Source organism: Ruegeria sp. Alg231-54 (assembly GCF_900143525.1).
Lineage (GTDB): Bacteria > Pseudomonadota > Alphaproteobacteria > Rhodobacterales > Rhodobacteraceae > Ruegeria.
Genome location: NZ_FREZ01000002.1, coordinates 193,525 through 216,297, shown reverse-complemented (window position 1 = coordinate 216,297; position 22,773 = coordinate 193,525). Strand labels below are relative to the sequence as shown.

General features: G+C 57.9%; 25 protein-coding genes. 12 read left to right on the top strand and 13 right to left on the bottom strand.

Features of this window, described 5'->3' with window-relative positions; all coding sequences use genetic code 11:
- Positions 1 to 37: 37 nt before the first annotated feature.
- The 3 genes from DHN12_RS05555 to DHN12_RS05545 form a co-directional block, all read right to left on the bottom strand.
- Positions 38 to 880, bottom strand: a complete 843-nt coding sequence (locus DHN12_RS05555; protein ID WP_108859278.1) for a DMT family transporter — start codon at positions 878 to 880, stop codon at positions 38 to 40.
- Positions 881 to 1,067: 187 nt separating this feature from the next.
- Positions 1,068 to 2,711: a chaperonin GroEL gene (gene groL / locus DHN12_RS05550; RefSeq protein ID WP_058275524.1), complete on the bottom strand. Its 1,644-nt coding sequence runs from the start codon at positions 2,709 to 2,711 to the stop codon at positions 1,068 to 1,070.
- Positions 2,712 to 2,765: 54 nt separating this feature from the next.
- A complete protein-coding gene (locus DHN12_RS05545; protein ID WP_108859277.1) occupies positions 2,766 to 3,053 on the bottom strand; it encodes a co-chaperone GroES in 288 nt (95 codons plus the stop codon).
- A 227-nt stretch (positions 3,054 to 3,280) separates the two neighbouring features.
- Between DHN12_RS05545 and bla the strand changes: the two genes are divergently transcribed.
- A complete protein-coding gene (gene bla / locus DHN12_RS05540) occupies positions 3,281 to 4,162 on the top strand; it encodes a class A beta-lactamase (protein ID WP_108859276.1) in 882 nt (293 codons plus the stop codon).
- On the opposite strand, the gene DHN12_RS05535 is transcribed toward bla, so the two are convergent.
- Positions 4,159 to 4,833 (bottom strand): DUF2161 domain-containing phosphodiesterase, encoded by a 675-nt coding sequence (locus DHN12_RS05535; RefSeq protein WP_108859275.1) that lies wholly within the window; start codon positions 4,831 to 4,833, stop codon positions 4,159 to 4,161. The two genes, bla and DHN12_RS05535, sit on opposite strands and share 4 nt — an antisense overlap.
- Positions 4,834 to 4,948: 115 nt before the next feature.
- Here DHN12_RS05535 and DHN12_RS05530 point away from each other — a divergent pair, with 115 nt between their 5' ends.
- The 8 genes from DHN12_RS05530 to DHN12_RS05495 all read left to right on the top strand — a co-directional run bounded on the left by DHN12_RS05530 (position 4,949) and on the right by DHN12_RS05495 (position 12,298).
- Complete coding sequence (locus DHN12_RS05530; RefSeq protein ID WP_108859494.1) at positions 4,949 to 5,929, top strand: TraB/GumN family protein; 981 nt, start codon at positions 4,949 to 4,951, stop codon at positions 5,927 to 5,929.
- A gap of 107 nt (positions 5,930 to 6,036) precedes the next feature.
- Positions 6,037 to 6,957 (top strand): manganese-dependent inorganic pyrophosphatase, encoded by a 921-nt coding sequence (locus DHN12_RS05525; protein WP_108859274.1) that lies wholly within the window; start codon positions 6,037 to 6,039, stop codon positions 6,955 to 6,957.
- A 134-nt stretch (positions 6,958 to 7,091) separates the two neighbouring features.
- A complete protein-coding gene (locus tag DHN12_RS05520) occupies positions 7,092 to 8,162 on the top strand; it encodes a DUF389 domain-containing protein (protein WP_108859273.1) in 1,071 nt (356 codons plus the stop codon).
- Positions 8,163 to 8,271: 109 nt separating this feature from the next.
- A complete protein-coding gene (locus DHN12_RS05515) occupies positions 8,272 to 9,147 on the top strand; it encodes an HAD family hydrolase (protein WP_108859272.1) in 876 nt (291 codons plus the stop codon).
- 100 nt (positions 9,148 to 9,247) lie between these two features.
- Positions 9,248 to 9,691 carry a MaoC family dehydratase gene (locus DHN12_RS05510; RefSeq protein WP_058275518.1) on the top strand — a complete coding sequence of 148 codons (444 nt, stop codon included), beginning with the start codon at positions 9,248 to 9,250 and terminating at the stop codon, positions 9,689 to 9,691.
- Positions 9,692 to 9,861: 170 nt separating this feature from the next.
- Positions 9,862 to 10,794 carry a bifunctional riboflavin kinase/FAD synthetase gene (locus DHN12_RS05505; protein ID WP_108859271.1) on the top strand — a complete coding sequence of 311 codons (933 nt, stop codon included), beginning with the start codon at positions 9,862 to 9,864 and terminating at the stop codon, positions 10,792 to 10,794.
- Positions 10,791 to 11,264, top strand: a complete 474-nt coding sequence (locus DHN12_RS05500; protein WP_108859270.1) for a YcgN family cysteine cluster protein — start codon at positions 10,791 to 10,793, stop codon at positions 11,262 to 11,264. Before DHN12_RS05505 ends, DHN12_RS05500 begins: the two co-directional genes overlap by 4 nt.
- Positions 11,264 to 12,298: a low specificity L-threonine aldolase gene (locus DHN12_RS05495; protein WP_108859269.1), complete on the top strand. Its 1,035-nt coding sequence runs from the start codon at positions 11,264 to 11,266 to the stop codon at positions 12,296 to 12,298. Before DHN12_RS05500 ends, DHN12_RS05495 begins: the two co-directional genes overlap by 1 nt.
- 39 nt (positions 12,299 to 12,337) lie before the next feature.
- Here the strand turns inward: DHN12_RS05495 and DHN12_RS05490 are convergent, their stop codons facing one another.
- Together DHN12_RS05490 and DHN12_RS05485 are read right to left on the bottom strand one after the other, a co-directional pair.
- Positions 12,338 to 13,150 carry an alpha/beta fold hydrolase gene (locus DHN12_RS05490; RefSeq protein WP_108859268.1) on the bottom strand — a complete coding sequence of 271 codons (813 nt, stop codon included), beginning with the start codon at positions 13,148 to 13,150 and terminating at the stop codon, positions 12,338 to 12,340.
- Positions 13,147 to 13,749 (bottom strand): 2-hydroxychromene-2-carboxylate isomerase, encoded by a 603-nt coding sequence (locus DHN12_RS05485; protein WP_108859267.1) that lies wholly within the window; start codon positions 13,747 to 13,749, stop codon positions 13,147 to 13,149. The genes DHN12_RS05490 and DHN12_RS05485 overlap by 4 nt, the downstream gene beginning before the upstream one ends.
- Before the next feature lie 107 nt (positions 13,750 to 13,856).
- Here DHN12_RS05485 and DHN12_RS05480 point away from each other — a divergent pair, with 107 nt between their 5' ends.
- Both DHN12_RS05480 and rpiB read left to right on the top strand, forming a co-directional pair.
- Entirely contained in the window at positions 13,857 to 14,876 is a 1,020-nt protein-coding gene (locus DHN12_RS05480; protein ID WP_058275513.1) for a ribose-phosphate pyrophosphokinase, read from the top strand.
- Positions 14,877 to 14,936: 60 nt separating this feature from the next.
- The gene (rpiB, locus tag DHN12_RS05475) at positions 14,937 to 15,386 is read left to right on the top strand and encodes a ribose 5-phosphate isomerase B (RefSeq protein WP_108859266.1); all 450 of its coding nucleotides are present in this window, start codon (positions 14,937 to 14,939) and stop codon (positions 15,384 to 15,386) included.
- Positions 15,387 to 15,442: 56 nt separating this feature from the next.
- Here the strand turns inward: rpiB and DHN12_RS05470 are convergent, their stop codons facing one another.
- From DHN12_RS05470 to DHN12_RS05440, 7 genes are all read right to left on the bottom strand, one after another.
- Positions 15,443 to 15,793 (bottom strand): H-type lectin domain-containing protein, encoded by a 351-nt coding sequence (locus tag DHN12_RS05470; protein ID WP_108859265.1) that lies wholly within the window; start codon positions 15,791 to 15,793, stop codon positions 15,443 to 15,445.
- Between the two features lie 116 nt (positions 15,794 to 15,909).
- Entirely contained in the window at positions 15,910 to 16,320 is a 411-nt protein-coding gene (locus tag DHN12_RS05465) for a F0F1 ATP synthase subunit epsilon (RefSeq protein WP_058276005.1), read from the bottom strand.
- A gap of 12 nt (positions 16,321 to 16,332) precedes the next feature.
- A complete protein-coding gene (gene atpD, locus DHN12_RS05460; RefSeq protein WP_108859264.1) occupies positions 16,333 to 17,757 on the bottom strand; it encodes a F0F1 ATP synthase subunit beta in 1,425 nt (474 codons plus the stop codon).
- 20 nt (positions 17,758 to 17,777) lie between these two features.
- The gene (locus DHN12_RS05455) at positions 17,778 to 18,653 is read right to left on the bottom strand and encodes a F0F1 ATP synthase subunit gamma (protein WP_108859263.1); all 876 of its coding nucleotides are present in this window, start codon (positions 18,651 to 18,653) and stop codon (positions 17,778 to 17,780) included.
- A gap of 15 nt (positions 18,654 to 18,668) precedes the next feature.
- Positions 18,669 to 20,207, bottom strand: a complete 1,539-nt coding sequence (gene atpA / locus DHN12_RS05450; protein WP_058275507.1) for a F0F1 ATP synthase subunit alpha — start codon at positions 20,205 to 20,207, stop codon at positions 18,669 to 18,671.
- A complete protein-coding gene (locus tag DHN12_RS05445) occupies positions 20,208 to 20,768 on the bottom strand; it encodes a F0F1 ATP synthase subunit delta (protein ID WP_108859262.1) in 561 nt (186 codons plus the stop codon).
- A 311-nt stretch (positions 20,769 to 21,079) separates the two neighbouring features.
- The gene (locus DHN12_RS05440; protein ID WP_108859493.1) at positions 21,080 to 21,814 is read right to left on the bottom strand and encodes a class I SAM-dependent methyltransferase; all 735 of its coding nucleotides are present in this window, start codon (positions 21,812 to 21,814) and stop codon (positions 21,080 to 21,082) included.
- 61 nt (positions 21,815 to 21,875) lie between these two features.
- Here DHN12_RS05440 and gloB point away from each other — a divergent pair, with 61 nt between their 5' ends.
- Entirely contained in the window at positions 21,876 to 22,643 is a 768-nt protein-coding gene (gene gloB / locus DHN12_RS05435; protein ID WP_108859261.1) for a hydroxyacylglutathione hydrolase, read from the top strand.
- Positions 22,644 to 22,773: the final 130 nt, after the last annotated feature.

Genomic DNA, 22,773 nt, shown 5'->3' with positions numbered 1-22,773 from the left:
GCCGCCAGATAAGGCCTAACGTCCAGCGAATAAACCCCTACTGCGGCGTCCTGCGCAGAACGGCCAGTGCAATTCCGCCCAATACCAGACCCGCCCCCAGGATCAGGCGCAGACTGGCGTCCTCACCCAGCAGGAGGACACCGCCAATAATGGCTAAGATCGGAACGCTGAGTTGCACGACGGCCGCCGTTGTGGGTGTCAATTCCCGCAGAACCTGATACCACAGCGCATACCCCATCCCCGAAGTGACCGCGCCGGCCAACGCGGCCAGCAAGTATCCGTTAGCGGTCATGTGCCAAGCCCCTCCTGTCGCCAACAAAGCCAGCGTTGTCACGGGCAATGCCACGACAAAATTGGCCGCAGTGCCGGATAAGGCATCCGGTTCGGACTTGCCAACCAACGAATAGATCGCCCAGCCGATCCCGGCGGCGATCATCAGAGCAGCCCCGATCGGGTTGACCTGTATCGATCCGGACGGCCACAGCACGTAGCCCAACCCCAGCAACGCGATTGCGGCGCCCGCGATCTGCCGACCAGTGTGCAGAGTGCCTTTCACTGATGTCACAGTGAACATCGTCACCTGCACCACCCCGAACAGGATCAGCGCGCCAAGACCCGCGTCCAGCGTCAGATAGGCGACCGAGAATCCGATCATGTACAGGGACAACGACCCCGCCCCGGCAATCCTGCGCCGGTCAAACAGGGGCAAATGGCCAGCCCTCAGAAGAACCAACCCGGCCAGCACCACTGCACCGGCTAAAACCCGCACCACGGCAAAGGAAGCGGGATCGCTGGCGCCACTATCAATCGCTAGCCGATTAAGTATCGAGTTGGACGCAAAGGCGCACATCGTCAGGCACGTGAGTAGGAACAGTTTCATATCAACCGCATAGCCGGTTTCGGCGCGTTTTGCACACTCACATTCCTGCGGGATGGTCCGCAAAACGAAACGGGGCCGCCCGAAGGCGACCCCGTCCCTAGATACAAAGGCTTCCCTCTCGGCAGCTTGGCCTTACTGCCAGGCGCCTGTCGGGACCGTCAGAATTCGCCGAGGCGAATTCGACGTCTTACATCATGCCGCCCATGCCGCCCATGTCGGGCATGCCGCCGCCAGCAGGCGCGCCGTCTTTGGCAGGCTTGTCAGCAACCATTGCTTCGGTGGTGACCAGCAGGCCAGCAACCGATGCTGCATCTTCCAGCGCAGTGCGGACAACTTTGGCTGGATCGATAACGCCGAACGAGAACATGTCGCCATACTCTTCGGTCTGAGCGTTGAAACCAAAGGCCGCTTCCGAAGATTCGCGAACTTTGCCTGCAACAACTGCGCCGTCGACGCCCGCGTTCTCAGCAATCTGGCGCAGCGGCGCTTCGATGGCTTTACGCACGATATTGATGCCTGCGTCCTGATCAGCGTTTGCGCCTTTCAGAGTGTCCAGTGCTTTACCGGCCTGAACCAGCGAAACGCCACCGCCCACAACAACGCCTTCCTGAACGGCTGCGCGCGTTGCGTTCAGAGCATCGTCAACACGATCCTTACGCTCTTTCACTTCGACTTCGGTCATGCCACCTACGCGGATAACAGCAACACCGCCTGCCAGTTTGGCAACGCGCTCTTGCAGCTTCTCACGGTCGTAGTCCGACGAGGTTTCTTCGATCTGAGTGCGGATCTGAGCAACACGTGCTTCGATCTCGGCTTTCTCGCCAGCACCGTCGACGATGGTGGTTTCGTCTTTGGTGATTTCGATTTTCTTGGCGGTGCCCAGCATGTCCATGGTGACGGACTCGAGCTTCATGCCCAGATCTTCGCTGATAACCTGACCACCGGTCAGGATTGCGATGTCCTGCAGCATGGCCTTGCGGCGATCGCCGAAGCCCGGTGCTTTGACAGCAGCAATTTTAAGGCCGCCGCGCAGTTTGTTGACAACCAAAGTTGCCAGCGCTTCGCCTTCAACGTCTTCAGCAATGATCAGCAGCGGCTTTTGCGACTGGATCACCTGCTCGAGCAGCGGAACCATCGGCTGCAGCGAGGACAGTTTCTTTTCGTGCAGCAGGATCATGCAGTCGTCGAGGTCTGCAATCATCTTGTCAGCATTGGTGACGAAGTAAGGCGACAGGTAGCCACGGTCGAACTGCATACCTTCGACAACATCGGTCTCGGTTTCCAGACCTTTGTTTTCTTCGACGGTGATAACGCCTTCGTTGCCAACCTTCTGCATCGCGTCTGCGATTTGCTGACCGATTTCGGCTTCGCCGTTGGCCGAGATGGTGCCAACCTGAGCGACTTCTGCCGAGTCTTTGACTTCACGCGCCATCTCTTTGATGCCTTCAACGACCTTGGCAGTTGCCAGGTCGATGCCGCGCTTCAGGTCCATCGGGTTCAGGCCAGCAGCAACCTGCTTCAGACCTTCTTTGACGATCGACTGAGCTAGAACAGTTGCAGTGGTGGTGCCGTCGCCGGCTTCGTCATTGGTGCGGCTGGCGACTTCTTTCACCATCTGCGCGCCCATGTTTTCGAACTTGTCTTCCAGTTCGATTTCCTTGGCAACCGATACACCGTCTTTGGTGATGCGCGGTGCGCCGAAGGATTTGTCCAGAACCACGTTGCGGCCTTTGGGGCCCAGGGTCACTTTGACAGCATCGGCCAGGATGTTCACACCTGACAGCATGCGGTTGCGGGCATCGGTGTCGAACTTGACGTCCTTAGCAGCCATGTTGTTTCTCCTTGAGAAAAATGTTGGAAATGAAGATCAGAGAAGCGCTGGCGCTTACTCAATGATCCCCATGATGTCGCTTTCTTTCATCATCAACAGCTCTTCGCCGTTGACGTTGACCTCGGTGCCCGACCACTTGCCGAACAGGATCTTGTCGCCAGATTTAACAGCCATTGCGATCAGTTCGCCGCTGTCCTTGCGCGCGCCTTCACCGGTCGAAACGACCTCGCCTTCGCTGGGCTTTTCTTTTGCGCTTTCGGGAATGATCAACCCGCCTGCGGTTTTCTCATCGCTTTCGGTACGACGAACCAGCACACGGTCATGAAGCGGTTTCAATGCCATCTTTGCAGCTCCTTGGGCTCAAAGTTTATCTATCCTCCCCCCGCCTTTCAGCGAGGCGTTAGCACTCGGTAGTAGAGAGTGATAACGACGCATAGCTAGGGGGTCGAAATGACCGAGTCAACAAGTTGCCTGAATATTTTTCGCACGGAGAACCCCAGAACGCCCGGTTTACACAGCGCCCTAGCCAACTAAGGCGATGGCGACCACATTTGACCAAGGCAGATTCGATGCGTGGGTTCAGGAAAATCACAACTACCTTGTTGTTTTTAATTACTATTACTGTTGATTTAGCCACATCAGCACAGGCGCAGCCCCTTACCGAAACGGTCCAGAGCTGGGAGCGCCGCCTTGATGCCCGGATCGGGCTGCTCCTTTATGATCCCAGCAACGAATGGGAGGTTTCATACCGCGCCGATGAGCTGTTTCCGATGTCCAGCACGTTCAAACCGCTCTTGTGCGGCGCCGTGCTGGCAGAGGTGGATGCAGGTACGGAAAGCCTGTCAGATCACGTCAAGTACCAGACGACGGACCTGGTAGATTACTCCCCTGTCACCAGCAAACATGTTGAGACCGGTATGACTGTCGGAGCGTTATGCGAAGCAACGATGACGATCAGCGACAATGCTGCGGCCAATCTGCTGTTGCGCCGCTTGGATGGGCCTGCCGGACTGACCGAGTTTCTTCGGACAAACGGCGACGACATCACCCGCCTTGATCGATGGGAAACGGCCCTGAATGAAGCCACTCCGGGCGATCCGCGCGACACAACAACGCCTCGGGCAATACTGGCGACGCTGGACCGGTTGTTATTTGGCCGGGCGCTCTCACCCGCATCCTCCGCTCAACTCAGGCAATGGATGATAGACGATCAAGTGGCCGACGGTCTTATCCGCGCGCACGTGCCTGACGGGTGGACGATCGGGGACAAGACCGGTGCCGGAGGCCACGGCAGCCGTGCGATCGTTGCCTTTTTGCAGACACCCGAGCCCCGCACATATCTGGCCGCCATTTATCTGACCGAAAGCGATGCGCCATTTCCTGAACGCAACGCCGTCCTTTCAGATATAGGCCGCGCCATGATTGCCGAAATTGCCGCACGGCCTGACTAGTTCGCATCTTCCCAGCTATACGCCCAGTGTTTCAACCCTTCGGCCCCCGTAGCCGACAGCGCATAGACCCCTTTCTCGACCTTGTCGAACCACCCGTAGTGGTTATCCCGCATCAGGCGCGTGGCCTGGGCGACGCCGGTGGATTGGGCAACTTCCGACCCCTTTGTCGCTCCGCATTCAGCCAGATGGGCTGCACATTTCAGTGCGTCCTGACGATAGGCCGTCACGATCCCGTGCCGGGTGGCCCCACCTGCGTTGGGATCACCTTCAAGGCGGTCAAATTCACGCAATAGACGAGCAGCTTTTGCTTTGTTTTTTCGCGGTGCATACGGGCCAGGGTCACATTGCACCTCGACCGCGCCGTCAGCACGTACAGTGATCAGACCGAGACCAAGCCTGCGGCACAGCGCCGAATTGTCCTTTAACGCACGCCGCGCGGTTCGCCCTTTTGGTTTGCACACACCGATATAGACTTGGTCAGTCAACCTTAACCGCGTGATTGCCTGATGAAATAGCGCCAATGAGAACCGCAGCTTCAGCTCAACAATCACCGGCTCATCGCCATCTCGAACAGCGACGATATCGGCAGCGCCGACTTCGCCTTTGACGGTATAGCCCTGACGCTCGAACAGCGCCTTGATCGGCGGGTATAGATCCTGCTCGCGGTCCATTCCGCCATGCTATGCAAATTTGCCGCGAACGCCAGCCATCACCTGCATCTGGCTTGAATACATTGCTGCGCAAAGGCAATGTCGCCGTCACACTGAAGATTCCGAGATGATCCTTATGCGCTTGTTTGCACCGCTGCTTTTCCTATTCCTGCCCGCCGCCGTACAGGCTGCATGCGAAGGGAATGATCTGAGGCCGGGACTGAGCCCTGCGGTAAAGTCCGAACTGCAACAGGCAGTGGCCGATATCCCGTTTCCCGAAGGTAATCACTGGATCGCGTCCAAGGGCGACACGATCCTGCACCTTGTTGGTACGTTGCATGCCAATGACCCACGCATGGACGCAGTGGTCGAACGGCTAACGCCGGCCCTCAGCGATGCAGACGCGTTTTATTTCGAGGTAACGCAGGAAGAAATGGACGCGTTCGAACAAGACCTGGCCAAGGACATGAGCCCGGTGATGATCACCTCGGGACCCAGCCTGATTGACCTGATGTCCGAGGAAGACTGGTCTGCCCTGTCTGACGGGCTATCCGAGCGCGGTATCCCCGGCTGGATGGCGGCCAAAATGCGGCCCTGGTTTCTGAGCATGATGCTGGGCGTCCCCCCGTGTATGATGCAGGACCCCAGTGCAAACCACGGGATGGACGCCCGTCTGGATCAACTGGCTGACGAGTTGGGCATCCCCAAACGCTCGCTTGAACAGGTTGCCGATCTTATGAGTATGTTCGACAGCCACCCCATCGAAAAGCAGGTCCAGTCCCTTGTGCGGATGGCCGGTGCCATGGGCGGCAGCGAGGATCAACTGGCGACGATGGCCAACGCCTACCTGGAAGAGAAGCATGTCGAAATCATCCAGCTCGCCCGCCTGCAGGGCTTGGAAGACTCAGGCCTGTCGCCCGATGTATTCGACGAGGAATGGAATGATTTCGAGCAAAAGCTTCTTGTCGAGCGCAACAGCAACTGGATGCAGAAAATTCTAAACATTCAGGACCAAACTGTCGTGATCGCGGTCGGTGCCGGGCATCTTGGGGGCGACTACGGGCTGCTGAACCAATTGCAACAGACTGGGTACACCCTGACCCGCGCCCCGTTCTGACCCCGCCTCGATTTCAGACCAACCGTCGCAGCGTAAACACTGTCGGGTGACAACCTCGGCGGACCGCCCTATAAGGCGCGCAAAATGATCACCCTCAGGACGCTGACATGACAACGCTCGTATTTGGACATAAATCCCCCGACACCGACTCCACAGGTTCACCTATCCTGTGGTCATGGTACCTGAACGAAATCAAAGGCGAACAGGCTGAACCCGTTCTGCTGGGCGAACCCAACACCGAAGCGGCATTCCTGCTGCAGCGCTGGGACCTGCCCAAGCCGCGCATCATCGAGGACGTGGCCGAGGGCGCACCGGTAGTCATCGTGGACACCAACAACCCCGCCGAGCTGCCAGCCAGCGTAAACAGCGCCGACATCCGCGCAATCATCGACCACCACAAGCTAGTTGGTGGTCTGGAAACCAAAGGCCCGATCGACATCACCGTGCGCCCGCTGGCCTGCACGGCGACCATCATGATGGACCTGATCGATGACGACGCCGCCAAGATGCCCGACGCCATCAAAGCCGCCGCACTGACCTGCATCCTGTCGGATACGCTGGAATTCCGCTCTCCCACCACCACCGCACATGACCGCGCAGTGGCCGAGAAGCTGGCTGCCGAGCTGGGTCTGGATGTCGCGACCTATGCCGCGGAAATGTTTGCAGCCAAATCGGATGTGTCGTCTTTTTCGGACGCCGAACTGATCCGCATGGACAGCAAAGAATATGAGGTCGACGGCACCAAGTTCCGCGTTTCGGTTCTGGAAACCACCGCACCGGGCGTTGTGCTGGACCGCAAGGCCAGCCTGGCGGGTTCAATGGCTGACGTAGCCAAGGAAGACGGCGTTGATCAGGTTCTGCTGTTCGTGGTCGATATTCTGAACGAAGAGGCCACTCTGCTGGTACCCAACGATCTGGTCAAAGGCGTCGCGGAAAAGAGCTTTGGCGCAAGCGTGGACGGCGATGCCGTAGTCCTGCCCGGCATCATGAGCCGCAAAAAACAGATCATCCCGAACCTCAAGGTTTGACGCTGACAAACATCCCAACCGAAAGGCGCCCCACCCGGGCGCCTTTTTTCTTTGCTACTAATGTTTTGCGCGAATGGCATCCGTTGGTAGTCTGCCATCAATAGCCAGACAGCGAATTGGGTCAGACGACGTTCATGAGTTCCCGCAAGTTCAGCACCACACGCGACATCCTGAGATTTGAAGGCAAGGACAAATCTGCCTATTGGCGACGGTTTGCCATGCTTCTGACCTTATCCGTGGTGATCGCCACGATGGGCATGCTGCGAGATTCCAGTGCGGTCGTCATTGCCGCAATGCTTGTTGCGCCATTGATGACCCCGATCCTTGGGGTTGCGGCGGCGATGGTGATGGGATGGCTGGGTCGCGCGTTCAAACTGGCTTTGATTGTCTGCGGTGCCGCGGTAATCAGCGTCTTGCTGGCGTGGCTTCTTGTCTATGTCGCAGACGTCCCGCGCGGCATTCTGATCCCCGATCAGGTTCTCGCCAGAACGGATCCGGGCACCGAGGATCTGATCGTTGCCCTCGCCGCCGGAGTGGCCGCAGCTTACGTTCAAATCAACCGGTCCGAGGCCAGCCTGCTTCCCGGTGCAGCCATCGGCGTGTCCTTGGTGCCACCTCTGTCTGCTTCGGGTGTGTTGCTGTATTTCGACGAGCCCGCCGAGGCCTATGAGGCCGGTCTTCTTTTTGCCACCAACCTTGGTGCGATCATTCTGTCCGCTTGCGCGGTTTACATCGTATACGCGGCGCGCGCGGTGGTTTTTAGCAAGGGTCGGCGCAAGCTGAACTTCACCGCAAGCGTGGTGGTGACACTGGCATTCCTGGCCTTCGTTGTCCTTCAACTGGGAAAGTCGACCTACAACCGTTACCTCGAAACCCGGACCGAAGCACAGTTGGCGCAAACGATCCGGGACTGGGCCGATCCGGTGTCGGTCGAGATCATCCGCGTGGACGTGAATGCCAAACGCAAACACGCCGATATTTGGCTGATCGTGGACCTTCCGATTGAAGCCGCTTATAAAGTATCTTCGATCGCCGGTTTGCTGCCCGAAACCCTGCGTGAGACGCCTTTGGTCGACGTACTTCAGAAAGAGCTGGGGCCGGGTTATCTGGTCGTAGTGCGTTTCCAGAACAGGATCGGCGCACAGATCATATTGGGCACCGAAAACGTCCAACAAGCACCCGATGTCGAAGAAATCGTCGAATGACACGATCAGACACACCGTGTTCGACCCGCAATTGGTATTGCGGGATGGCCAAGAGGTGAAAGCTTTGCCATAGCTGTCACAACTCAGAATTTCAGGTCCCGAGGCTCCCATGACCCAGATCATCCACACGCTTTCCGAGATTTCAGGCCGCTACAAGGCACTGTTCGTAGACCTGTGGGGATGCGTTCACAACGGCATCACTGCCTATCCCGAGGCGGTCGCAGCTTTGCAAAACTACCGGGCGCAAGGCGGGATCGTTGTGCTGGTCACCAACTCACCCAAACCGCGTGCTGGCGTGGCTGAGCAGCTTGGGCAATTCGATGTCCCCGCAGATGCCTATGACACCATCGCCACCAGTGGGGATTCGGCACGTTCCGCCATGTTCCGTGGGGCGGTTGGTGAAAAAGTCTATTTCATGGGGGAATGGGAACGCGACGCGGGTTTCTTTGAGCCGCTGAAAATACTACACCATCCGATCCACATCGAACGTGTCCCGCTGGATGAGGCCAAAGGGATCGTCTGCTGCGGGCCGTTCGACCCAATGGCGGATCCGGCGGTCAATCGCGCCGATTTCCTCTATGCCAAGCAGAAAGGCATGAAGCTGCTCTGCGCCAACCCCGACATCGTTGTTGACCGGGGCGAGATACGCGAATGGTGCGCGGGCGCGTTGGCGAAGCTGTATACCGAAATGGGAGGCGAGAGCCTGTATTTCGGAAAACCCCACCCGCCGATCTATGATCTGGCGCGGCGCAGGCTGCAGGAACTGGGTCAAGACATCCCGGATGGCGACATTCTGGTGATCGGCGACGGCCCGCATACGGACATTCTGGGCGGTATGGGCGAAGGGATTGATTCTCTGTTCATCTCGGGTGGTTTGGCCGCTGCGGAAACAAAAACTGAGCATCATCCGCACAATGAAACCCTAAGCGACTATATTGCAAAGGAAAATATCAATCCGACCTACACAATCGGTCGATTGAGATAGTCAGAAAAGACTTGATTTTCTGCAGTTGCGAAGTAATAAAGTTGCCAAACGGGGGCAACGTACGTTTTTTTGTTGCTCATTGAACTCGAGTGAGGGCGACATGTTGGATAATCTTCCGCGCGGCACGATCTGTATTGAAGACATCGAGATGGGCATGACCCGCCACCTGCGCAAAGTGGTGACGGACGAAGATATCGAGATGTTCGCGCAGGTTTCAACGGACCGAAACCCCGTTCACCTGGACGACGACTATGCCCGCGACACGATCTTTGAAGGTCGTATCGCCCACGGCATGTTGACGGCGGGTTTGATCTCGGCGGTGATAGGCGAGCAGTTGCCGGGCCACGGCACGGTCTATATGGGTCAATCTCTCAAATTCCTGGCTCCGGTGCGCCCCGGTGATATGGTCTATGCCGAGGTCAAAGTGATCGACATCGACTTTGCCAAGCGTCGCGTGAAGCTGGATTGTCACTGTGCCGTCGACGGCAAAAAGGTGCTGATCGGAGAAGCCATGGTTTTAGCCCCATCGCGCAAGTTCGACTAAGGCAACAGGACCCCAACACAGTCGAAGGGCGCCGGATACGGCGCCTTTTTTGTTGCGCAGCCTTCGAACAGCAATCGTATTGGCGCAGATTGATATCCCTGCCTGCACTGCTAGGCATTTGTACCAATCAGGTGCTTGAACCCGGTCTCCAGTCCCGCTAGGCAAGCTGCATGCAGATCATCCGTGATTTCCAGTTTGTCGAGCCAGAAGACCGCGGTGCCAGTGTGGCAATCGGGAACTTTGATGGCGTGCATGTGGGCCATCAGTCGGTGATTGAACTTGCACAAAGCGTGGCCCCGGATGCTCCGCTTGGTGTTCTGACGTTCGAGCCTCACCCTCGCGAGTACTTTGCACCCGATGCCCCACCTTTTCGTCTGATGCGGGGAAACGCACGTGCGCACCGGTTGGAGAAACTGGGTGTGCAAAAGCTGTACGAATTGCCGTTCAATGCAGCGCTTGCCGGTCTGACGCCCGAAGGCTTTGCCCGCAATGTCATCTGCGAGGGGCTTGGTCTATCGCACGTCGTGGTCGGCGCGGATTTCTGTTTTGGCAAAGGGCGCAGTGGCACCGCCGAAGATATGGCCCGGTTCGGGCAAGAAATGGGGTTTGGCGTCACCATTGCACCGCTGATGGAACGGTCTGACGATGTGGTATCCTCGACTGGTATCCGCACCGCGCTGACCGATGGCCGCCCCCGCGACGCCGCGGCAATGCTGGGCCATTGGCACCGCGTCGAGGGCGAAGTGATCGGCGGTGAACAACGCGGGCGCGAGCTTGGGTTCCCTACCGCGAATATGTCCATCGAAGGGTTGCACCCACCAAAGTTTGGCGTCTATGCGGTGCTGGTCGATGTGCTCGACGGACCTCATCAGGGCAGCTATCACGGCGCATCCTCTGTCGGCGTACGGCCTATGTTCAACGGAGAGGTTCCGAATATCGAGACCTTCCTGTTCAATTTCTCAGGCGATCTGTACGGTTCGACCCTGTCCGTCGGCCTGGTTGAATACCTGCGCCCCGAGATGACGTTTGACGGGCTGGATGCCCTGATCGCGCAGATGGATGCCGATTGTGACAAGGCGCGCATCCTGCTGGCCGCGCTATGACCACCGATTCGATCGACCGCAAAGGCCTTGGCCCACGGTTCTGGGAACGCAAACCGCTAACCAAGATGAACCAGCGCGAATGGGAAGCCTTGTGCGACGGCTGCGGCAAATGCTGCCTGAACAAGCTTGAGGATGAGGACACCGGCGAGGTCGCCCTGACCTGCGTCGCCTGCCGTCTGCTGGACGATGAGACCTGCCGCTGCACGCAATACGACATCCGCCACCAATTCGTGCCGGAATGCATCGTGATGAAACCCAACAACATCGACGATCACGCCTATTGGCTGCCCCAAACCTGCGCCTATCGACTGCTGTGGGAGGGGAAACCGCTTTACGACTGGCATCCCTTGATATCAGGTACCCCGGACAGCGTGCACGCCGCCGGCATGTCAGTTCAGGGGCGCACGGTGTCCGAATTCGAAACCCCCTTGGAAGAGTGGGAAGACTATATCATTGAGGAACCCAGCTGATGTATTTCGCCTCTGACAATTCCGGTCCGGTTCACCCACAGGTCATGGCCGCATTGAACGAAGCCAATCAGGGCTATCAAATGGCCTATGGCGCGGACACCCTGATGAACGAAGTGCGCGATCGTATTCGCGGAATCTTCGAAGCACCGGGGGCCGCAGTTTATCTGGTGGCCACCGGGACAGCCGCGAATTCGCTGGCTCTGGCGACACTCTCAAACCCATGGGAAACCATTTTCTGTTCACCCGTCGCGCATATCCACGAGGATGAATGCAACGCGCCCGAGTTCTATAGCGGCGCAAAGCTGACACTGGTGCCGGGCGGCGACAAGATGGAGCCCGCAGCGCTGCGTCGCACGATTTTGGCCGAAGAAACACGTGGCGTGCACGGCCCCCAGCGTGGGCCCGTGTCGATCACTCAGGTGACAGAGCGTGGCTCGGTTTACTCACTGGTCGAATTGCAGGCGCTGTGCAGTATCGCCAAGGAATACGACCTGCCAGTTCATCTGGATGGTGCCCGGTTCACCAACGCGTTGGTCGCGCTCAATTGCTCGCCTGCTGAGATGACGTGGAAAGCGGGCGTCGATGCGGTCAGCTTTGGCGGCACCAAGAACGGGTTGATGGGTGTCGAAGCGGTGGTTTTCTTTGACGAATCCAAGGCCTGGGAATTCGAACTGCGGCGCAAGCGTGGTGCGCATCTGTTCTCCAAGCATCGTTACTTGTCCGCCCAGATGGCCGCATATCTGAACGATGATCTGTGGCTGCAGATGGCGCGACAAGCCAACGCTAACTGCACGCATCTGGCCGATGGTCTACGCGGCAAAGGCGCAACCTTTCTACATGAGCCGCAAGCCAATATGATCTTTGCGCAGTTTTCGCGCGCGCGTCACAAGCAGTTGCACCAAGCGGGTGCGGTTTATCATCTGTGGGGCGCAGAGCTGGACGGTGCGGATGACGACGAGATCCTGGCCTGTCGACTGGTCTGCGACTGGTCGATCAACTCAGATGATATCGACCGGTTCATCGGCTTGTTGTGATTTCGGGGATTAGGGGCGTCATCCTGTCCACAACATGGCTCAGGAAAGATCACTCCAAAACTTTCGAATGACGGCAGCCGTCTGATCCGGGTGAGTGATTGGGACCATGTGGTCAGCACCCGAAACAACGCCCGTTCTGGCATTGGGAAGCCGCCGGGCAAGACCTTCTCCGATCGCGGGCATGACGGGGTGCGTCTCAGATCCGCTCAGGATCAGAACCGGCATAGATGCGTGGTCCAGAACGCCAGGGTTCAGCATCCCCTTCTGATCAAGGAACAAAGCGTCATCAACGGCGGGCACAACGTGAATACCACGGATCATTCCCGCGCGTGTCCGCTCTGGCAATTCGGGCCATCGTGGGCCGTCCTGTGCGCCCCACATCCGGTTGAACAAACGGGCGGCCTGCTCAAAATTTCCGGCCGCGAGCGCATTAGAGACAGGTTTCGCCTCTTCATCATGTTGCCGCACCAAATCGGGCGTGTCCTGAATCGCAACCGCAAAGAACACAGGCTCGATCAGGACCGCACTGCGAACCAGGTCCGGAAACTCGACAGCCAGCCGAAGGGCTAGCATCCCGCCAAAGGAATGCCCGATCACGTCCATCGGTCCGGTCAGGTGCGCGGCCGACAGTTGGGTCACTTGGTCAAAGAGATCCCCGTGCCCGTCCCAATCTGTACTGCGGCCATGGGACGGCATGTCTGGGGCCGTAAATGTCGCCTCGCCCTCTAGAGCCGTCGCCAGCCCCGACCACGCCCCGGAATGCGCGATTGTGCAGTGCAGGGCGAGCACCTCGCGCGCGCCCTGCCCCAACGTTCTGACAAAGATCTTGTCTGTCAGGGGGGTGTCCCTCACCCCTTCAGTTCCGACAAATGGCGATCCAGATCATCAAGCCGGTCCTGCCCCCAGAACCGCTGATCGTCTTCGGTGATGTAAAACGGCGCACCAAATACACCGCGATCCACGGCCTCTTCCAGATTGGCGGCATAAGTTTCCGCGCCCACCAAAAGGCCGCTATCCGCCAGCCCCGGATCAAAACCGGCCTGTGTCAGGCAATCGCGGATCACATCATCCTGCGCGATGTCTTTCTCCTCGGCCCAACAGGCCCGCACGAAGGAATGCGCAAGTTTGCCAACATCGCCTGACCCTTCCTTGATTGCAGCGATGATCGCATAGGATGACGGCGCCGCATTGGTCGGCCAATGCGCGGGTTGTAGATTGAATTCCATACCAAGTTGCTTGGACTGTCGCTGTAGTTCCTGCGCCCGATATTCGATCCGAGAAATATGGCGGTCCTTGGGTGGAGTGCCCCCCGTACGCCCAAACAGGGCGACAATATCCAGCGGTTTGTAGTTGATCGTCGCGCCATGTTTCGCCGCGATCTCTTCCAACCGCATACCCGCCAGATAGGTATAGGGCGAGAGTGTCGCAAAATAGTAGTCAATCTGGGTCATCTGCACTTTCTCCGCTGCGTTATCTTTGCTGGACGTTAGACCCGTGCTAAGCGGTGTCAACATCACGAATCTGTCACATTGCTATTGCTGCCCGGGGACCTCAGCCGATGCCGACACTCAACGAACCCAAGCTTATCGCTGGGAACGCCAACCTTCCTCTTGCCGAATCCATCTCGCGACGCATGAGCCTGTATCGCGGCGTCGATCAGAATCTGGTCGATGCGCGGGTCGAGCGCTTCAATGACGGCGAGATTTTCGTCGAAGTGTTCGAAAACGTACGCGGCGAGGATATGTTCATTGTCCAACCGACATCGAACCCAGCGAATGACAACCTGATGGAGCTGCTGATCATCGCTGACGCGCTGCGTCGGTCTTCCGCACAGCGTATCACCGCCGTGATCCCCTACTTTGGCTATGCCCGTCAGGACCGCCGCACCAAGGCGCGGACGCCAATCAGCGCCAAGCTGGTGGCCAACATGCTGACCGGTGCCGGGATCGAGCGGATCCTGACCATGGACCTGCACGCAGCACAGATTCAGGGGTTCTTCGACATGCCTGTCGACAACCTTTATGCATCGCCGATTTTTGCGCTGGATGTGAAACACCAATTCCAGGACAATCTGGACGAGCTTATGGTCGTATCGCCTGACGTGGGCGGCGTTGCCCGCGCGCGGGAATTGGCCAAGCGCATCAACGCCCCCCTGTCGATCGTGGACAAGCGCCGCGAAAAGGCTGGCGAAGTGGCTGAGATGACAGTGATTGGCGACGTCAAAGACAAGATCTGCCTGATCGTCGACGACATGTGCGACACTGCCGGTACGCTGTGCAAGGCCGCTCAGGTCCTGCTGGATAACGGCGCGAAAGAGGTACATTCGTACATCACCCACGGTGTCATGAGCGGCCCGGCGGTCGAACGCGTGACGAATTCGGTAATGAAATCTCTGGTGCTGACCGACACGATCCAGCCCACCAAAGAGATCACCAACGCCAAGAACATTCGCATTGTGCCAACCGCGCCGATCTTTACGCAGGCGATCCTGAACATCTGGAACGGGACAAGCGTGTCTTCGTTGTTCGAGGACAAGACACTGACACCGATCTACGAGTCGATGTATCACATGGACTGACCGAGTTGGGCGGCGTAACAGCCGCCCTTTTTTGTCAACACAGAAAGACAGGACGTACCCGTGACAGCCTCAAAACGCATTGTTCTTTCCAGCGACCACGCGGCCATCGAGCTGCGCCAGGCGGTCGCCGACCACATCGCAGCGCAAGGCTGGGAGGTCGTCGATATCGGCCCCAAAACGCCTGAAAGCACACACTATCCCGTCCACGGAAAAGCTGCGGCTCAGGCTGTTGCTGCCGGTGAGTGCAACCTTGGGATCGTCCTATGTGGTACTGGTCAGGGGATCATGATGGCGGCCAACAAGGTTCCGGGCATTCGCTGTGGCGTATGTTCTGACGCCTTTTCGGCCCGCATGATCCGCGCGCACAACAACGCCAACATGCTGTCGATTGGCGCGCGCGTCGTGGGCGAAGGTCAGGCCCTTGATATCGTGGATGCTTTCCTCGGCACCGAGTTTGAAGGCGGCCGCCACGCAACTCGTGTGGACATGATCGAAGCGTCGGACGACTAACCTGCCTTACCTATCCTGAGACCTCACATTGCCCCCCTGATAGTGGGCCTGTTGCGTTAAGAGATATTCCAATCGTCGTCATGGGGCACCTCTCCGATGGCGGTCCATGTGACCCTTATCCGGGCGATCCGTGTATCCGACCATGTGCGGAAAACGGCGCTAAAGCCCTCTGGCGTGATGTCTTCAGCCGTGACTTCGGCGCGCAGAGCGGAAGATGTATCCACATCCCACAAAGAGACACCGATCTGAACCACCGGATTTGATCGGAAGGGTTGGTTGAACATAACGCTCGACCGCCGCTGGCGCGGTCCTTCGCCCGTCCACATTTCGCCACCATCGGCGAATTCGGAAAAAATAACTGCCTCGCCTTGGTCAATACCAATTGGATGGGTTCGAAACGTCTTCATTGATTTGTCTTTATCTATGTAATTCCGGACCTTAACCCGTCGCATTGATAAAATCACGATAAAAAAACGGCCCCGTGTTTACGGGGCCGTTTCTAACTGTCGGAATGCGATGAGCTTTACAGGCTCATATGCGTTCCAAGGGCTTCCATGTCGGCCAGCAGTTTGGCAGCGTCATCGACAATTGTCTGATCATCGCCTGCCTTGGCTGCTTCGTGCGAAGCACGCGCCTCGGCGACCAGATCGTCCAGATGCGACCGTGTCACTTCAGCGACCGGAATGGCCTTTTCAGCCAGAACCGACAAGCCATCGCCATTGATCTGAGCAAACCCGCCGGTGACCAGATATTCACTGGACCCTTCGGGTGCCTCGACCTTCAGGATGCCCGGGCGCAGCGTGGTAATGGTGGGGGCATGGTCGGGCATCGCCGTCATGTCCCCGTCCGCGCCGGGAAGCTGGACCGCGGTCGCGCTGAGCGAAGCAAGGCTCCGTTCGGGGCTGACGAGGTCGAATTGCATCGTGTTTGCCATCAGGTGTGCTCCTTAGGCGGCTTCTGCGGCCATCTTCTCCGCTTTGGCGATCACGTCGTCGATGCCGCCAACCATCAGGAAGGCTGCCTCGGGCAGGTGATCGTATTCGCCGGCCACAACGGCCTTGAACGACGCGATGGTGACATCCAGAGGAACCTGAACGCCCGGCGAACCGGTGAAGACCTGTGCCACGTCGAACGGCTGCGACATGAAGCGTTCGATCTTACGGGCACGGGCCACGGTCAGTTTGTCCTCTTCCGACAGTTCGTCCATGCCAAGGATGGCGATGATGTCCTGCAGCGACTTGTAGCGCTGAAGGATCTGCTGAACGTCGGTCGCAACCTTGTAGTGCTCTTCACCAACGATGGCCGGGTCGAGCAGACGCGAGGTCGAGTCGAGCGGGTCAACGGCCGGGTAGATACCCTTTTCCGAGATCGCACGGTTAAGAACGGTGGTCGCATCCAAGTGAGCGAACGAGGTCGCTGGCGCAGGGTCGGTAAGGTCATCCGCAGGCACATAGATCGCTTGCACGGATGTGATCGAGCCCGACTTGGTCGAGGTGATGCGTTCCTGCAGAGCGCCCATGTCGGTGGCCAGCGTCGGCTGGTAGCCCACCGCCGAAGGAATACGACCCAGCAGAGCCGAAACCTCCGAACCCGCCTGCGTGAAGCGGAAGATGTTGTCGACGAAGAACAGAACGTCGGTGCCGGACTGGTCGCGGAACTGCTCGGCCAGGGTCAGGCCGGTCAGAGCAACACGTGCACGTGCTCCCGGAGGTTCGTTCATCTGACCGTACACCAGGGCAACCTGCGATTCCGACAGGTTGTCAGGCTTGATGACGTTCGATTCGATCATCTCGTGGTACAGGTCGTTCCCTTCACGGGTCCGTTCACCAACACCCGCAAACACTGAGAAGCCCGAGTGTACTTTTGCGATGTTGTTGATCAGTTCCATGATCAGAACGGTTTTACCAACGCCGGCGCCGCCGAACAGGCCAATCTTACCGCCTTTGGCGTAAGGGGCCAGCAGGTCAACAACCTTGATGCCTGTAACCAGAACTTCCGACTCGGTCGACTGTTCTGCGAAGGTCGGCGCAGGCTGGTGAATTGCGCGGGATTCGGTTGCCTCAACCGGGCCCTTTTCGTCGATGGGGTCGCCAACAACGTTCAGGATGCGGCCCAGAGTGGCGTTACCAACGGGAACCGAAATCGGTGCGCCCATGTCGGTCACAGCCTCGCCACGGACCAGACCTTCGGTCGCGTCCATTGCGATGGTGCGGACAGTGTTTTCACCCAGGTGCTGAGCAACTTCCAACACGAGGCGCTTGCCGTTGTTGGTGGTTTCCAGCGCGTTCAGAATTTCAGGCAGCTGATCTTCGAAGTGCACGTCGACGACGGCCCCGATGATCTGTGTGACTTTGCCTTTTGCATTCGCCATGTTTCGTCTCCGGTTTGTCTCTACAGCGCTTCGGCGCCGGAAATAATTTCAATCAGCTCGTTGGTGATCACGGCCTGACGCGAGCGGTTGTACTGGATCGTCAACTTGTCGATCATCTCACCCGCGTTGCGTGTCGCGTTGTCCATAGCAGACATCCGTGCACCCTGTTCCGAGGCTCCGTTTTCGAGCAGAGCCGAGAAGATCGCGGTCGCAACCCCCTTGGGCAGCAGATCGGCCAGAATGGCCTCTTCGCTGGGCTCGTAATCGAAGACGGCATCGCTGTCGTCACCCTCTGTGTCTTCAAACGAGGCAGGGATGACCTGCTGTGCTGTCGGGATCTGGGTCACAACATTCACGAACTTCGAGTAGAAGATCGTTGCAACGTCGAACTCACCCCCGTCGAAGCGGGACAGGACGTCCTTCGCTATGTCTTGCGCGTTGGTGTAACCCAGACGCTTGACCTCGCTCAGGTCGATATGACCAACGAACAGATCGCCAAGATCACGCTTGAGTGCGTCGCGGCCTTTCTTGCCGACGGTCAAAACCTTGACCGTCTTGCCTTTCAGGCGCAGCTCTTCCGCTTTGACACGGGCCAGTTTGGCGATGCTCGAGTTGAAGCCGCCACACAGGCCGCGTTCAGCTGTCATGACAACCAGCAGATGGACATCATCACTGCCCGTACCACGGAGCAGCTTGGGGGCGCTGTCGCTGCCCCCGACCGATGCCGCCAGCCCCGCCATCACGGCATTGAACCGCTCAGCATAGGGACGCGAGGCTTCGGCAGATTCCTGGGCGCGGCGCAGTTTTGCAGCCGCGACCATCTGCATGGCCTTGGTGATCTTGCGGGTCGATTTGACCGACTCGATCCTGTTTTTAAGATCCTTAAGATTTGGCATGTGCCCGCCTCTCCCTTAAGCGAAGGTTGCGGCGTATTCGTCCAGCGCAGCCTTGATCTTGTCGGAAGCGTCGCCCTTGATCTTGGGATCTTCGTCGGTGATCCACTGAAGCAGGTCGGCGTGCTTGCCGCGCAGGTGCGCCAGCAGGCCAGCTTCGTAACGGCCAACATCGGAAACGTCGATCTTGTCGAGGTAACCGTTGGTGCCGGCGAAGATGACGCAGACGATTTCAGCGTTGGTCAGCGGCGAGTACTGCGGCTGCTTCATCAGCTCGGTCAGACGCGCACCACGGTTCAGCAGCTGCTGGGTCGCGGCGTCAAGGTCGGAACCAAACTGCGCAAACGCAGCCATTTCGCGGTATTGAGCCAGTTCCAGCTTAACCGGACCGGCAACCGACTTCATCGAGTTGGTCTGAGCCGAAGAGCCCACACGCGAAACCGACAGACCGGTGTTCACAGCAGGACGGATGCCCTGATAGAACAATTCGGTTTCCAGGAAGATCTGGCCGTCGGTGATCGAGATCACGTTGGTCGGAATAAACGCCGAAACGTCACCACCTTGCGTTTCGATAACCGGAAGAGCGGTCAGCGAGCCAGCACCGAAGTCTTCGTTCAGCTTTGCCGAACGCTCCAACAGGCGGGAGTGGAGATAGAAAACGTCGCCAGGATAGGCTTCACGTCCGGGCGGACGACGCAACAGCAGCGACATCTGACGATAAGACACAGCCTGTTTCGACAGGTCATCATAGATGATCAGTGCGTGGCGGCCATTGTCGCGGAAGAATTCGGCCATTGCGGTTGCGGCATAGGGTGCCAGGAACTGCATCGGCGCCGGGTCGGACGCGGTTGCGGCCACAACGATCGAGTAGTCAATCGCGCCAGACTCTTCCAGTTTCTTAACCAGCTGCGCAACGGTCGAACGCTTTTGGCCGATCGCGACGTAAACGCAGTACAGCTTCTTCGACTCGTCGTCGCCTGCTGCATCGTTGTAAGTTTTCTGGTTCAGGATCGCGTCCAGAGCAACGGCAGTTTTACCGGTCTGACGGTCACCAATGATCAGCTCACGCTGGCCACGGCCAATCGGGATCATCGCGTCAACCGATTTCAGGCCGGTTGCCATCGGCTCGTGAACCGATTTACGCGGGATGATGCCCGGTGCTTTGACGTCAGCAACGCCACGCTCGGTGGATTCGATGGGGCCTTTGCCGTCCAGCGGGTTGCCCAGACCGTCAACAACACGACCCAGCAGACCGTTACCAATCGGAACGTCCACGATCGAGTTGGTGCGCTTGACGATGTCACCTTCTTTGATGTCACGGTCGGAACCGAAGATAACAACACCAACGTTGTCGCTTTCCAGGTTCAGCGCCATGCCCATGATGCCGCCGGGGAATTCGACCATCTCACCCGCTTGCACATTGTCCAGACCGTATACGCGGGCAATCCCGTCACCGACGCTCAGCACGCGACCGATTTCGGCCACTTCGGCTTCCTGACCAAAATTCTTGATCTGGTCCTTCAGGATTGCAGAAATCTCTGCAGCTTGGATTCCCATTTATCCGACCTCTTTCATTGCATTCTGTAGGGAGTTGAGCTTCGAACGGATCGAGCTATCGATCATCTTCGAGCCCACTTTAACGACAAGACCGCCAATGAGGCTTTCATCAACGGTCGCATTTATTGTCACGGTCTTGCCCACACGCTCGGACAGCGTCTTGGACAGTTTTTCCAGTTGTGTCTTGGTCAGCGCCTTGGCCGACGCGACATCGGCGGTCACTTCGCCACGTTCGTCCGCCAGCATGTCGCGCAGAACCTGCACCAACTCCGGAACGACAAACAGGCGGCGCTTTTGTGCCATCAGAGCCAGCGTGTTACGCATGATGGCGTGCAGGCCCATTTTGTCAGCGATTGCGATAATGGCGCCTTCTTGTTCGGCGCGAGACACCAGAGGCGATGCGATCAGGTCGCGCAGTTCGGCGCTTTCGCCCAATGCTGCTGCCAGATCGTTGATTCCGGTTTCCAGACCTGCGAGGTCATTATTCTCTTTGGCGATCTCAAAGATCGCGGTGGCATAGCGCTTGGCGATGCCTGTGGAAATCGAAGCTGGTTCGGACACGTCCACCCTTCCGATATTTTGGGCCCCGAATTCGCGTTGCGGCAGCTACCCCGGGGGCGTGAAGAAACCCCGGCCAGACGGTCGGGGATCAAAATCACCGGGGGTCTAGCAGAGCCGAACCCAGCTAGCAATATATTATCACGGCAACAGGCTTATCCACAAAATGTTTAATTTCAAATAGTTAAGCCGGGTGCGACCCTTTTATCCGGCTTAAACGGACGAAAAATGTTACGAAAGTGTAGGTTTTTGCGATTCCTGTGTCCTATTTCCCTCAATTTTCGCAAATTGAAGTGGGAAATTGGCTGGACGGTTCACGCTGGCTTCAGCAAGCCATCAAGCGCTTTGATCGGACGACGTTCTGCATCTTTTGTGACACTTCCACTGGGCGGTCGGATGTGTTTCGTGACTTCGACCATCAGCACGCCGCCCGCCATGATTGTCGGTAGCCGTTGCCCGGTCTTTTCAATCAGGCTCGCCGACTTTAGCCAGAAACGTCTGAACGATGGCGGCAGGTAAAGAGCGGAACAATGGCTTTCCGGGTTAAAATGATGCGCCTTAAGTTGGCTCTCTAACTGCGAAGCCGTGTACGGCCGCCCAAAACCGAATGGTGTCTTATCCGTCCGCGACCACAGCCCTGCCCGGTTCGGCACAACAAAGAATGCGCGCCCCCCCGGCCCCAGCACCCGCCAGCACTCGCTCAGCAATTGGCTAGGCCGCTGCGAGGTTTCAAGCCCGTGCATCACAATCAGCTTGTCGACATGACCTGTTTCAATCGGCCACAGGGTTTCTTCGGTCAGAACCGACACATTGGGCATTCCGGCGGGCCAGGGCATGACGCCTTGCGGGCCTGGCATCAAACCGATCACGCGGCGGGCGTCCGCAAGATAAGGACGCAGCAATGGAACCGAGAAGCCGAATCCTGCAACCGTTTGCCCCTTGGCCTCGGGCCATTGCTCGATCAGTCGCCCACGGATCGCCGCCTGCGCGGCACGACCCAGAGTGCTGCGATAGTAGAAGTTCCTCAAATCCTGCACATCAAGATGCATTGCAGACACCCGGTCAATCGGCTTAGCTGGGCGCAGTCTAGCAACGAAAGGGCAAAAGGCCATGCCTCTTGAGGTCGTTACCATCCCATGTCTCAGCGACAATTACGCATTTCTGGCGCATGACGCCGCAAGCGGCAATACCGCACTGGTCGACGCGCCCGAAGCCGGACCCATTCTGGCCGAGTTGGACAAGCGCGGCTGGACATTATCCCATGTTCTTTTAACTCATCACCATTGGGACCATGTGGATGGCCTGTCTGCCATTTTGGAAAGACATCCGGCCAAAGTTGTTGGCGCGGCCGCCGATGCGCATCGCCTGCCCCCGCTGGATCAGCAGGTCAGCGACGGTGACACATTTGAATTCAGAAGCGAGCAGATTCGGGTGCTGGATGTGTCCGGCCATACTGTTGGCCATGTCGCCTATTACATGCCGGACAGCGCAGTTGTTTTCACTGCAGACAGCCTCATGGCTTTGGGGTGCGGGCGCTTGTTCGAAGGCACGGCGCCACAGATGTGGGCCTCTCTCAGCAAGTTGGCCGCCCTTCCCGATGAGACAATCGTATGCTCTGGCCACGAATACACGCAATCAAACGCAAAATTTGCGTTAACCGTCGATCCAACCAATGCCGCGCTGCAAAAACGCGCTGATGATATCGACCGCGCGCGCGCTGCCGGAGAACCCACGGTTCCTTCGACGATGGCGCTGGAAAAGGCCACAAACCCGTTCTTGCGGGCCGCTGACCCGGCGATTCAGGCGCATTTGGGTATGCAAAATTCGGACCCCGCAGAAGTTTTTGCTGAAATTCGGACTAGAAAAGACAGCTTCTAGTACCCAAATTGCCTTCCTCACGGCCACGGTCACGTGAAATGTGACTGTCAAGAGCAAGAAAACCCTTGAAGCCGGGCCACGATCAACCAAACTCTAATAGTATGAGGACATGGTTGGGATGGGGTTCCGG

Bases quoted from the DNA above. Each gene is read 5' to 3' on its own strand.
- DHN12_RS05545 (WP_108859277.1), bottom strand. From the start codon at position 3,053: ATGGCATTGAAACCGCTTCATGACCGTGTGCTGGTTCGTCGTACCGAA.
- atpA (WP_058275507.1), bottom strand. From the start codon at position 20,207: ATGGGAATCCAAGCTGCAGAGATTTCTGCAATCCTGAAGGACCAGATC.
- DHN12_RS05470 (WP_108859265.1), bottom strand. From the start codon at position 15,793: ATGAAGACGTTTCGAACCCATCCAATTGGTATTGACCAAGGCGAGGCA.
- DHN12_RS05555 (WP_108859278.1), bottom strand. From the start codon at position 880: ATGAAACTGTTCCTACTCACGTGCCTGACGATGTGCGCCTTTGCGTCC.
- DHN12_RS05510 (WP_058275518.1), top strand. From the start codon at position 9,248: ATGTTGGATAATCTTCCGCGCGGCACGATCTGTATTGAAGACATCGAG.
- DHN12_RS05530 (WP_108859494.1), top strand. From the start codon at position 4,949: ATGCGCTTGTTTGCACCGCTGCTTTTCCTATTCCTGCCCGCCGCCGTA.
- DHN12_RS05505 (WP_108859271.1), top strand. From the start codon at position 9,862: ATGCAGATCATCCGTGATTTCCAGTTTGTCGAGCCAGAAGACCGCGGT.
- DHN12_RS05500 (WP_108859270.1), top strand. From the start codon at position 10,791: ATGACCACCGATTCGATCGACCGCAAAGGCCTTGGCCCACGGTTCTGG.
- DHN12_RS05525 (WP_108859274.1), top strand. From the start codon at position 6,037: ATGACAACGCTCGTATTTGGACATAAATCCCCCGACACCGACTCCACA.
- DHN12_RS05455 (WP_108859263.1), bottom strand. From the start codon at position 18,653: ATGCCAAATCTTAAGGATCTTAAAAACAGGATCGAGTCGGTCAAATCG.
- gloB (WP_108859261.1), top strand. From the start codon at position 21,876: ATGCCTCTTGAGGTCGTTACCATCCCATGTCTCAGCGACAATTACGCA.
- DHN12_RS05520 (WP_108859273.1), top strand. From the start codon at position 7,092: ATGAGTTCCCGCAAGTTCAGCACCACACGCGACATCCTGAGATTTGAA.
- DHN12_RS05440 (WP_108859493.1), bottom strand. From the start codon at position 21,814: ATGCATCTTGATGTGCAGGATTTGAGGAACTTCTACTATCGCAGCACT.
- DHN12_RS05535 (WP_108859275.1), bottom strand. From the start codon at position 4,833: ATGGACCGCGAGCAGGATCTATACCCGCCGATCAAGGCGCTGTTCGAG.
- atpD (WP_108859264.1), bottom strand. From the start codon at position 17,757: ATGGCGAATGCAAAAGGCAAAGTCACACAGATCATCGGGGCCGTCGTC.
- bla (WP_108859276.1), top strand. From the start codon at position 3,281: ATGCGTGGGTTCAGGAAAATCACAACTACCTTGTTGTTTTTAATTACT.
- groL (WP_058275524.1), bottom strand. From the start codon at position 2,711: ATGGCTGCTAAGGACGTCAAGTTCGACACCGATGCCCGCAACCGCATG.
- DHN12_RS05485 (WP_108859267.1), bottom strand. From the start codon at position 13,749: ATGACCCAGATTGACTACTATTTTGCGACACTCTCGCCCTATACCTAT.
- DHN12_RS05495 (WP_108859269.1), top strand. From the start codon at position 11,264: ATGTATTTCGCCTCTGACAATTCCGGTCCGGTTCACCCACAGGTCATG.
- DHN12_RS05480 (WP_058275513.1), top strand. From the start codon at position 13,857: ATGCCGACACTCAACGAACCCAAGCTTATCGCTGGGAACGCCAACCTT.
- DHN12_RS05465 (WP_058276005.1), bottom strand. From the start codon at position 16,320: ATGGCAAACACGATGCAATTCGACCTCGTCAGCCCCGAACGGAGCCTT.
- DHN12_RS05515 (WP_108859272.1), top strand. From the start codon at position 8,272: ATGACCCAGATCATCCACACGCTTTCCGAGATTTCAGGCCGCTACAAG.